Source organism: Brevibacterium sp. LS14 (genome assembly GCF_012027885.1).
Lineage (GTDB): Bacteria > Actinomycetota > Actinomycetes > Actinomycetales > Brevibacteriaceae > Brevibacterium > Brevibacterium casei.
In genome coordinates this window covers 161,141-172,294 of sequence record NZ_SJXG01000051.1, presented here as the reverse complement: position 1 = coordinate 172,294, position 11,154 = coordinate 161,141, and the positions used below count along the sequence as shown (strand labels likewise).

The following is an 11,154-nucleotide window of genomic DNA, read 5'->3' as shown; positions in this document are numbered from 1 at the left end:
CGCTCGATCCAGCCTTCCGTCCGCTCGTTGCAACCACCCGTCCGCTCGATCCACAGTTGGCACGGATTCCGCGTCGCCCGCGACGCGGATTCCCGGCTGCGCGTGGATCGAGAGTGCCGGAGCGATCAGCTTGTTCCAGCAGCGACCGGGTTCGTCGGCCCGGGCCTCAGATGAGGTCGAGGATCGCCTCGGCGGCAGCGTGCGAGTCCGCGAGAGTCGTCGCATCGGAGTCGGGGTTGGCCGCGATCGCAAGACCCCACTGGACCGAGGAGAGCTGGATCGACAGTGCGAAGCGACGCGGATGGGCCGAACCCTCCTCGTCGATCGTGCGGTAGGGGCGCTCCGTGACCGCGAGACCGCTCAGCCGCTTCTCGCGACCGTCGTCCAAGGTCAGGCGGGCCGGGGTGAGCTGACCGCGGTCGACCATCCCGTGGATGAGGACATCGGCGGCGAGAGCGAGGGAGTTCGTCGGGGAGGCGGCATCGATGACGACGCTTCCCGTGATCGTTCCTACCACCCTCGCCGAGGTGACCGCGAAGATCTGCGGGAGAGGATCGTCGTCAGCACCGGAGTCCACCGATGCTGCGGATTCCACCGATGCTGCGGGATCCTGTGCGGTCGAACTCTGCGGGTCCGTCTCCACCGAGTACTCGGGGTTCTCGCCGATGTGCATATCGGGGCCGATGAAGCGGACGACGCCCGCCTCGGCGAGGGCGATGAGTTCGGCGATCCGCCTCGGCGGGGGACCGTCGCAGATTCCGGACACGAAGCCCTCGAACCAGCCGCGGATCTCCATGTCGACGCTCACCGGATCGATGTGGCCAGCGGCGATGAGCTCCTTGAGAAGGAGCCTCGACTGCCAGAGGACCATGAACAGCGCTTTGACCGGGCTGTCCTTGGGGCCGGCGAGCGAGTCGCGCAGGTCGGTGCGGAGGAAGTCGAGCATCCAGTCGTGGAGGGAGTCCGGTTCGCCGGGTTCGCGGCTTGAGAACTCGAGCCCGTCGAGCGGGTCGAGGAGATCGTGGAGCGACATCCGGTGAGCCGGATCGGGGACGAGCTCCTCTTCGATCTCCGCCCAGGCGAAGGCCTCACGCGTGACACGGCCCTGGCGGGAGGAGTCGCTCGCCGACTCGGCCTCCGGGTGGGTCTCCTGCCAGGTGCGGCGGGTCAGGTGGCGGGAGACCGCCTCGGCGATGGCTTCGCGCAGGCGCCCGGGATCGTCGGCGAACGCGTCGGGATCCGTGCGCGCGAGCGTGCGGTAGTAGGCGAAGCGGAGGTCGGCGAGGATGAGCGGCCACAGCTGGTCGTTGAAGCGGGCCCCGGCCCGGCGTTCGCCCTCGAGATCGTCGATGCCGGCGAGGAGGGCGACATTCTCCTTCGTGAAGTACCGCAGCGGCCAAGCCGAGCGCGGATGCTCGTGGCTGATCGGCTTGCTCCGGTAGGGGATGCCGCGCCGGGAGCCGAGGAAGAGGGCGGGTTCCTTCCCGCTCGGGAGGTAGCGGACGGTCCCGGAGGCGGTCGAGGTCGCGGAGTTATCGGACCATGCGTCGGACTCCGCGGCGGACTCCGCGGCGGATGCGCCGGCGTCCGACGTGCCGGCGCCATCTGACGTGCCGGCGTCGACGAAGCTGCCGCCGCGCTCGATCGTCAGCAGCGTCTGGACGTCGAAGTAGTTGAGCCCCATGCCCCGGACGAGGACGCGCGCGTGGGCGGGGATCTCGTCGAGCGGGGCTTCGGCCGGGAGGCTCTGGGGGATGTAGATCCCGCCTGAGCGCTGGGCGAAGGCGGCGAGACGGGCACGCTCCTCGGTCGGAGTGCTGGGGATGTGGCCGACGGCGAGGACGACGGCTGCGGCGATGATCGTCGTTCCGTCCTCGCACCGGATGAGCTGAGGGGGAACCGCCTCGGCGGGGTCACCGGGAAGGTCGACGGCGGGAAGGTCGATGACCGACTCGGCGCGGGTGCGGTGTTCGACGATCTGGATGAAATCGGGGGCGGAGTCGCGGATCCGGGCGTAGGCGTCGCTGAGGTACTCCCCGTAGAGGGTGCGGCTGGGGAACGTCGAATCGACGGGCTCGGTGCCGCCGGATGCGCGGTACCACTCGGCCATCGACGGACCGAACGGAGAGCGGCCGGCCGCATCGGGGGAGGGGACCGCCGCCCCGGTGGAGGGGGCGGACTCTTCGGAGGAGCTGTCGGTGGACCCGGGGGTGCGGTCGTCGGGGCGGGCCGCGTCACCGGCATCGATCGCCTCGGCGAGGAAGGAGCAGCTGCCGTCGGGGAAGATCGTCTGCTCGCCGATCGTCGTGTTCATGAGCAGGCTCGTCGGCTGGTCGGTGCGCCAGACGATGCCCGCACCCGGTGGGTACGGGTCGACGAGGTGGATGACGATCGGTCCGCGCGCGGGATCCCAGCGGCGGGCACCGAGGGCAACGAGTCGCTCGAGGACGCTCAGCCCGCGTGGGCCGACCCCGATGATCGCGACGGAGTGGTCGGCGCTCACTCCTGGTCTCCGGCGCCCGGGCCGGGGTAGCCGGGCCAGGGGTCACCGGGCTGGTAGTCTTTGGGGTAGCACTTGCCCTCGGCGTTGGGTTCGCCGGGCACACCCGAGTCATCGGTCGAGGTTCCCGCACCGTCGCCGCTCGGGGCATCGGTGCCGGTCTCGACGTCCTGGCTGTGGTCCTGCTGGCCCTGGCCCTGGTCCTCCGAGGACTCCGAGGAGTCACCGGAGTCGGCGGCTCCGTCAGTCTTCGACGGGTCGTTCGTCGGGCGCGGCGATTCGGCGCCGTCGGAGGCACCCTTGATCTCGCCCTGGATCCACTTGTGGAGGACATCGAAGTCGGGGTTGTAGGTGGGGGTGACGTCGTTGTTGATCTGGACCGTCGTCACGTCGCCCTTCTGCATGGCCACGGCGAGTTCGATGAAGGCCGGGATCTCGTTCTGGGGGATCGAGGTCGCGATGTTCTTCGTCGCCGACCCGGCGAGCTTCGGGTAGGCCGCGGCGAGCTCCTGCGGGTCGATCTGCTCGAGCATCGTCTTGAGCATCCGCTGCTGACGGCACATGCGGTCGTAGTTGTCGCTGCCCTCACGGGAGCGGACGTACCACAGGGCCTTCTTGCCCTTGAGGTTCTGCTGACCGGGGTCGATCCAGCCGAAGACCCGGTTCGGCACTCCGGACATCGACTTGCCGCCGCCCATCGGGATGGGGCGTTCGACGTCGATGTTCACTCCGCCGATGGCGTCGACGACGTCCTCGAACCCGGCCATGTCGACCGAAGCCCAGTAGTCGAGATTGAGGCCGAGTGATCCTTCGACCGCGGCCATCGTCGCCGTCATCCCCGGTTCGAGGCCGTTCGTTTCGCCAACGGCGTCGGGATTCTGCTCGCCCCACTGCCACACGGCGTTGATGAGGTCCTCCGAGGAGTCCCCGGTGGGACGGAACCCGTTGGGCCAGACCTCGGCCTCGGGGCTGCCTTCGGGGAAGATCGGGAACGCGAGGTTGCGCGGCACGGAGATGAGGGCGGCGTTGCCGGTCTTCGTGTCGATCGAGGCGACGAGCATAGTATCCGGGCGGGTGCCCTGACGGTCGTCGCCGTTGTCGCGGCCGATGAGGAAGACGTTGATGTAGGGCTTGTCCTTCCACAGCTCCTTGGCGTCGACCGTCTTTCCAGTGCTCTCGCCGAAGAGGCTCGCGATCGTGTCGCTCTGGACGCGGGCGTAGACGGAGCCGATGCCGAAGGGGATCCCGATGATGAGGACGAGGGAGACGATGAGCACACCGGAGAGGCGGTTCTGCCAGGGCAGGTAGCGATGCCCGCGCCGGAGTCCGAGGTAGGAGAGGACGACGACGATGATCCAGATGAGACCGACGGCGACGGCGGCGAACGCGATGAAGTTGAGCAGGGAGGGGCTCGCGATGATCGTGCCGATCGCGTGGACGGGTCCCTTGATGAGGAGGTAGCCGATGACGAAGAGGATCGTGAGGACGAACCCGCCGAAGACGATGAGGCCGAGCGGACGGAACCGCGTGCGCAGGAGTCCGATGCCCGGAAGCAGGGTGCTCAGCGACGTCCATCCGACAAGGCTGGGGAAGGCCTCGCCGAGGCGGGAGGAATGACGGCGGGCGCGCTCGGGACCGCCGGAGGCGGGCTTGTCACCGTCACCGTTGCCGTTGTTGCCGGAGCTGTAGCCGGAGCCGGAGCTGTTGCCCGGGGCGGGGGAGCCGGCGCTGACGGCGGTTGCCGGTGCTGCCGCTGCGGCTGTCGGAGCCGCCGCCGCGGCTGCGCGCTGCGAGCGGCGACGGCCGGAGTCGGAGTCCCGGGAGGAGCGCTGATCCTGATCTGCGCGGGAATCGTCGGCCCGCGCCGAGGCGGTTCGGGACTCAGGTGCGGAGGAGCGCCCGCGGTCAACGTTGCCGGCGGCTGCGGCGACGCCGGCAGCGCTCGCCCCGCCGGCGGCAGCCGCGCGGAGCATCCTCGCCTCACGGCGGGTGCGGGGTGCGACGGGACGCGGGGTCGGGGCTTTCGACCGGGGCGACTGCTCGTCGGACGAATCGGAGGTGGAGCCGCCTCGGCGAGAGCTGTTGAGGGAGTAGTCCCCGCGGGAATCGGAGCCGGACGGACGCGGAGGCTGGTGGGCGGCAGACGGTGGGGCTGGTTCGGAGGCCCGGCGGGTCGAGTCGGCGCCGCGCGGGGACTGCGGCGGTGCATCGGTGTGGTTCTCGGTCGAGCTGGCGGCGGCCTCGCCGCGGAAGCGGGGGCGGGATGACGCGCGGAGGCGGCGGCCTGCAGATGGAGAATCGGGGTCGCTCCCCTGAGGTCCTCTCTTGTCAGGGGGAAACTCTGGCAAGTTCTTAACTCCTCGTTGCTCATCTCGTGCGCCGCGTGTCGGGCCGTTGACGCCTCGTCTTCGGCGCAGATGTCTCCCGCAATGTCCGTCGTTGGGGGCGTATCGGAGCGCGAACCACGGGTCACATCAGGTCGATTTTACGCCCCTACATTGACGAATGCTGGAATTCGCGCGGATATGCGCCTGCGAAACCGCCCTAACATCAGCAAATGCGACGATCCTCGTACCAGCGACTATGATCAAGCCCACTCTGCCGCAGTGAACTTTGCTCTGGGAGGTTCCTTTCGCATAGGCTGGTCTTCGCAGTGTCAACTGTGGTTTCGGGGCATGCGTCGAGCGTGTCGCCCCGAGGCGAGAATCTGGAGTCGTGGCTGAGCGGCCGAAAGCATCACCCTGCTAAGGTGAAGTCCCTTGAACTGGGGACCGTGGGTTCAAATCCCACCGGCTCCGCGTTTGTGAGAAGCCCCTGCGATCCGTTTGTCTGAGCGGATCGCAGGGGCTTCTGCGTGCCCGGCTGCGGCCGGAGAGCCGACTGTGCACGAGGTCTGTTGGCCTCCCCGTTGTGGTCGAATAACTGAGGGAAAAACGCCCAAACGGCTCAGAATCCTCGGTTCTTCGACCACAAACAGCCGAGGAGTCGGCGGATCCCCTGAATGTCAGTGCCGGAGTCTAGTGTGGTGTGTGCCGGTCGGACCTTGCCGGCGATGACCGGGCGAACCGCCGAGTCCTCGGCGATCCGCACGAGAAGCAAAGGTGCGAAGGAGTGCCCACTATGAGAATTCTTGTCGTCGGAGCAGGCGGTCATGTCGGGCGGGTGGCCGTGGCCGAGTTCGAAGCGCGCGGACACGAGGTCATCTCCGCCTCACGGTCGACGGACCCAGGAGTCGACACGAGTGATCCCGCGTCGATCCAGGGGTTGCTCGACGCGGTCGGCGAGGTCGATGCCATCGTCGTCGCCGCCGGCTCCGTCCCATTCAAACCCGTCACCGACCTCACCCGCGACGACTATCTCTCGGCCCTGACCTCGAAGGTCCTCGGCCAGGTCGAGTTCGTCACCCAGGGCCTCGACCATGTTCGGGACGGCGGATCGATCACGCTGACCAGCGGAGTCCTCAGTCGCGAATCGGTGCCGACCGCGGCAGCGGCCGCGCTGGCCAACGGCGCACTCGAGTCCTTCGTCATGGCCGCTGCCCCGGAGCTGCCGAGGGGGATCCGGATCAATGCCGTCAGCCCCAATGTGCTCGCGAACTCGCCGCACTTCCACGACGCCTTCGCCGGGATGATCCCCGTGACCGATGAGGAGGTGGCCGCGGCCTTCGTGCGTGCCGTCGAGGGCAACGTCACCGGCCGCACCCTGACCGTCTGAGCCCTGTCAGTACGCCTCACCGATTCATCCGGTGCGGCTCCTCACCGATTCATCCGCCACCACAGGAGGGCGACGTGGAGCGCGGTCCTCGACTCGGCGTCGTCGAGGGAGACGCCGAGTCGGTCCTGGAGCTTCGCGAGCCGCGCGTAGAGGGCGGGTCGGGAGAGGAACCCGGCCCGTGCCACCGCTGACTTGTTCCCACCGTGGGCGAGGACGAGCTCGAGGAAGTCGAGCATCTCCTCGTCGTCGGTCTCGAGCAGCGGTCCGAGCTCCCCTTCGGCGAAGCCGCGCAGCCGAGGATCGTCGCCGAGGAGCGCGAGCAGTCCGCGCAGCCGCACGTCGCCGGCGCGGTAGAAGACCTGCTCGCGGACATCGAGGGTGGCGACCACCTCGGCGACCTGAGCGGCTGACTCGAGACGCGACACCGCCGTGAGCAGGGACGAGCTGCTCCGGCCCACCCCCACCGCCCACGTCGTCCCGAGATCGGCGATCTCCTCGAACACGCGGTGCAGAGCCTTCGACTCATCGCCGCGCCCAGGCAGAGCGAGGACGAGCCCGAACGACCCGGACTGCAGTCCCGTCGACAGCGTCGAGACACCGGCTCGGGCGGCAGCGGCAGTCGCCTCCTGGATGAGTGCGCGCTCCCATAGCTGCATCCGCGTCGGATCCGTGCTCGGATCCCGGTCGAGGCGGATGACGGCGGGCACAAGCCGCGACGCGCCAGGCGGTTCGAACCCGAGCGAACGCGCCCGGGCTCTGGCCTGCGCCTCGTCCTCGGCGCCGACATCCATGAGCTCGCGGACGAAACCCGCCTGGGCCTGGAGCAGCAGATCCCGTTCGTCGGTCTCTGCCATGCGGGTGAGCGTGAGCGCTTGTGCCGCCCGTTCGATGATCTGCTCGACATTGGCCGCGCCGGTCGGCAGGCCCGGCACGACGAGGCGGCCCCACCGCCGCGACTGCAGACCGACCGGGATCTGCGGCCAGTCACGTCGGACATACGCGTCGGCCCCGGAGACGAGTGCGACCCAGTTGGCGACGAGCGCCTCTGCTCCCGGACCGGCCTGGGCGAGCACCCGATGGGCGACATCCTCGAGGACGACCGGGGCTCCGAGCAGCTCGGCAGTGCGCGCGACGATCGCACTGACCTCGGCCCGCTCGAGGCTGAGCTGCGTGTAGGTCTCATGGATCTCCCGCGCCCGTTCGAGACGCCCGAGCTGCTCGGCCAGCAGCGAGCGGTGGGCGACCTCGGTGATGCGGACGAACTTGATCCGATGCGTGAGGACGACGACGGGAAGCTCGCGCCCGGACGCCGCATGGCGGACCACCTCGGCGGCCTGCTCATCCGGATCCGAGGCATCGTCGACGAGTTCGACGACGACACCCGCGGCACCAGCCGCCTCGAGCTGATCGAGGAAGACCGTCATTGCGGCAGGGGAGCGGCGGAAGGTCTGCGCGGTCGTAAGGACGAGTTCGCCGCCTTCGAGGAACTGCTCGACGTGTTCGGAATCGGCGATGTGCACCCACCGGATCGGGCGATCGAGGTCGGCCTCCCCGGCCACGACCTCGGGCGCACCGCTGCGGATCTCCTCGAGATCGAGCACCCCGGCGACGGTGAGGCTCGCTGCGGCCTCCGACCTCTCAACGTTCATTGACACAGTGTAATTCTCAAGACGGCAGAACTGACACTCTGACACTGTCGTGCGGCCGGGTGGGCGACGACGATGGGAGCAGAGCACCCCTGTCATCGACGCAGAAGGACACCCCCATGGCCGCCATCTCCCACTGGATCAACGGACGGACCGTTCCCGCCGGACCCGACACCCGCCTCGGCGAGGTGACGAACCCCGCCACCGGAGAGGTCACGGGGGAGGTCGCGCTCGCCGATGCCGCCACCACGGAAGGCGCGATCCGGGCCGCCACCGAGGCGTTCCCCGGCTGGCGCGACACGTCCCTGGCCAAGCGCACGGCGATCCTCTTCGCGTTCCGCGAACTGCTCAACGCCCGCAAGCAGGAGCTCGCCGAGATCATCACCGCCGAACACGGCAAGGTCCTCTCCGACGCCCTCGGCGAGATCGCCCGCGGGCAGGAGGTCGTCGAGTTCGCGTGCGGCATCGCCGGCCTGCTCAAGGGCGGCTTCTCCGAGAACGTCTCGACGACCGTCGACGTCCACTCGCTGCGCCAGCCGCTCGGTGTCTCAGCGATCATCTCGCCCTTCAACTTCCCCGCGATGGTCCCCATGTGGTTCTTCCCCGTCGCGATCGCCGCCGGCAACACCGTCGTCCTCAAGCCCAGCGAGAAGGACCCGAGCGCCGCGAACTGGCTCGCCGCCCTCTGGCAGGAGGCCGGACTGCCCGACGGTGTCTTCAACGTCGTCCACGGCGACAAGGCGGCCGTCGACACGATCCTCACCAGCCCGGACGTCGCCTCGGTGTCCTTCGTCGGCTCCACCCCGATCGCGAAGTACGTCTACGAGACCGGGACCGCCACCGGCAAACGGGTCCAAGCCCTCGGCGGGGCGAAGAACCACATGCTCGTCCTCCCCGACTCCGACCTCGACCTCGCCGCCGATGCCGCCGTCAACGCCGGATACGGCGCCGCGGGGGAGCGGTGCATGGCGATCTCCGTCGTCGTCGCCGTCGAGCAGATCGCCGATGAGCTCGTGGAGAAGATCGCCGAACGCACCCGCACCCTGCGCGTCGGCGACGGCGCGACCGAACCCGATATGGGGCCGCTCATCACCGCCGCCCACCGTGACAAGGTGGCAGGCTACATCGATGCCGGCGCCGAGGCGGGAGCCACCGTCGTCCTCGACGGCCGGGACGATGTCCCCGCCGACGGGTTCTTCCTCAATCCGACGCTCTTCGACCACGTCAGCCCGGACATGTCGATCTACACCGACGAGATCTTCGGACCCGTCCTCTCCGTCGTCCGCGTGCCCGGCTACGACGAAGGCCTCGAACTCATCAACGCCAACCCGTACGGCAACGGCACCGCGATCTTCACCAACGACGGCGGTGCCGCGCGCCGCTTCGAACGCGAGGTCGAGGTCGGCATGGTCGGCGTCAACGTGCCCATCCCCGTCCCCGTCGGCTGGTACTCGTTCGGCGGGTGGAAGAACTCGCTCTTCGGCGACACCCACGCGTACGGCGAGGAGGGCGTGCACTTCTTCACCCGCGGCAAGGTCGTCACCTCCCGCTGGCTCGACCCCAGCCACGGCGGCCTCAACCTCGGCTTCCCGACCCACGACTGACCAGTCCACGGACCACTGACCACCTCACGAACGATCGGCGGTCCGGTCACGACCGGACCGCCTCGGCGAAGGACAATGATGACAACGACCATCGGCACAGCTGCCCGCACAACGGACCCCGCGACTTCTGAGGCGTCACTGGACCGCCCCGACGCCGACGGGCTCGGGCGCGCCGACGACCGAATCACCGCCGAGCAGCTTGCGGCCGGGCGGCGCGCCCACGACCTCGACCGCGCCCATGTCTTCCATTCGTGGCAGGCGCAGGGGCCGTTCGACCCGATGACCGTCGTCGCGGCAGAGGGCTCCTATGTCTGGGACGGCGAGGGTCGGAAGCTCCTCGACTTCTCCTCGCAGCTGGTGAACACGAACATCGGCCACCAGCACCCCGCAGTGGTCGCCGCCATTCAGGAGCAGGCGGGACGGCTGTGCACGATCGCACCCCAGCACGTCAACGACGCCCGCTCGGAGGCCGCCCGCCTCATCGCCGAGCTCGCCCCCGGCGATCTCGACCACGTGTTCTTCACCAACGGGGGAGCGGACGCGAACGAGCACGCGATCCGCATGGCGCGCCTGCACACGGGCCGGACAAAGGTCCTCTCCGCCTACCGCAGCTACCACGGCGGCACCCAGCTCGCCGTCAACGTCACCGGGGATCCGCGCCGCTTCCCCAACGACTACTCGGCCGAGGGCGTCGTCCACTTCATGCCCGCCTACCAGTACCGTTCCTACTTCGGCTCGACCACCGAGGCGGTGGAGACCGAGCGCGCGCTGCGCCACCTCGAGGACCTCATCGTCCTCGAAGGCCCGGCGAACATCGCTGCCCTCGTCCTCGAGACCGTGCCCGGCACCGCCGGCATCTACGGTCCGCCCGCCGGCTACCTCGCGGGCGTCCGGGAGCTGACCCGGCGCTACGGCATCGTCTACATCGCCGACGAGGTCATGGCCGGGTTCGGCCGGACGGGACGCTGGTTCGCCGTCGATCGTTGGGACGTCACCCCCGACCTCCTCACCTTCGCCAAGGGCGTGAACTCCGGCTACGTCCCGCTCGGCGGGGTCGCGATCTCGGAGGCGATCTACGAGACCTTCCGCGACCGTGCCTACCCCGGCGGGCTGACGTACTCCGGGCACCCGCTCGCGTGCGCGGCGGCGGTGGCGACGATCGGGGCGATGCGTGAGGAGGGGATGGTCGAGAACGCCGACCGCCTCGGCGCCGAGGTGATCGGTCCCACCCTGCGAGAGCTCGCCGAGCGCCACCCTTCCGTCGGTGACGTCCGGGGGATGGGCTGCTTCTGGGCCGTCGAACTCGTCCGGAACCGGGAGACGAAGGAGCCGATGGCGGCCTACGGCGGATCGTCTGCGGAGATGAACGCCGTCATCGCCGCCCTCAAGGCCGGTGGTGTGCTCCCGTTCGCGAACTTCAACCGCATCCACATCGTGCCCCCGCTCAACACCCCCGACGCCGATGTCCGCCGCGGCCTCGACGTGCTCGACCGGGCGCTGGCCGTCGCCGACGGATACGTGCACTGAATCGGACGCTGGGACCCGGCGGCCGCCTCGGCGGGGTCGTTCTGACACCGAACGACCGGTGCGCTGGGACCCGGCGGCCGCCTCGGCGGGATGTGAGAGCTGATACATCGTCCCTGCGGCTGCAGGTATTGAACCAGTTCGCAGATGAACGGAAGATGAATGG

The 11,154-nt window shown here is 69.1% G+C and carries 6 protein-coding genes and 1 tRNA gene; 4 read left to right on the top strand and 3 right to left on the bottom strand.

Going from position 1 to position 11,154, the window contains the following annotated elements:
* Positions 1-166 precede the first annotated feature (166 nt).
* On the bottom strand, positions 167-2,503 hold the full coding sequence (locus tag EZE58_RS11365) for an FAD/NAD(P)-binding protein (protein WP_167560576.1): 2,337 nt from the start codon (positions 2,501-2,503) through the stop codon (positions 167-169).
* Positions 2,500-4,473 (bottom strand): LCP family protein, encoded by a 1,974-nt coding sequence (locus tag EZE58_RS11360; RefSeq protein WP_167560574.1) that lies wholly within the window; start codon positions 4,471-4,473, stop codon positions 2,500-2,502. Before EZE58_RS11360 ends, EZE58_RS11365 begins: the two co-directional genes overlap by 4 nt.
* 736 nt (positions 4,474-5,209) lie before the next feature.
* On the opposite strand from EZE58_RS11360, the gene EZE58_RS11355 reads away from it, so the two are divergent.
* Positions 5,210-5,298 (top strand) — tRNA-Ser (locus EZE58_RS11355).
* 322 nt (positions 5,299-5,620) lie between these two features.
* Complete coding sequence (locus EZE58_RS11350; RefSeq protein WP_009381077.1) at positions 5,621-6,214, top strand: short chain dehydrogenase; 594 nt, start codon at positions 5,621-5,623, stop codon at positions 6,212-6,214.
* Positions 6,215-6,255: 41 nt separating this feature from the next.
* Here EZE58_RS11350 and EZE58_RS11345 read toward each other — a convergent pair whose 3' ends face one another.
* On the bottom strand, positions 6,256-7,863 hold the full coding sequence (locus EZE58_RS11345; RefSeq protein WP_009381076.1) for a PucR family transcriptional regulator: 1,608 nt from the start codon (positions 7,861-7,863) through the stop codon (positions 6,256-6,258).
* Between the two features lie 116 nt (positions 7,864-7,979).
* Here EZE58_RS11345 and EZE58_RS11340 point away from each other — a divergent pair, with 116 nt between their 5' ends.
* Together EZE58_RS11340 and EZE58_RS11335 are read left to right on the top strand one after the other, a co-directional pair.
* On the top strand, positions 7,980-9,464 hold the full coding sequence (locus EZE58_RS11340; protein ID WP_009381075.1) for a CoA-acylating methylmalonate-semialdehyde dehydrogenase: 1,485 nt from the start codon (positions 7,980-7,982) through the stop codon (positions 9,462-9,464).
* Between the two features lie 78 nt (positions 9,465-9,542).
* Complete coding sequence (locus EZE58_RS11335; protein WP_205772229.1) at positions 9,543-10,991, top strand: aspartate aminotransferase family protein; 1,449 nt, start codon at positions 9,543-9,545, stop codon at positions 10,989-10,991.
* The last annotated feature ends 163 nt before the right edge of the window (positions 10,992-11,154 follow it).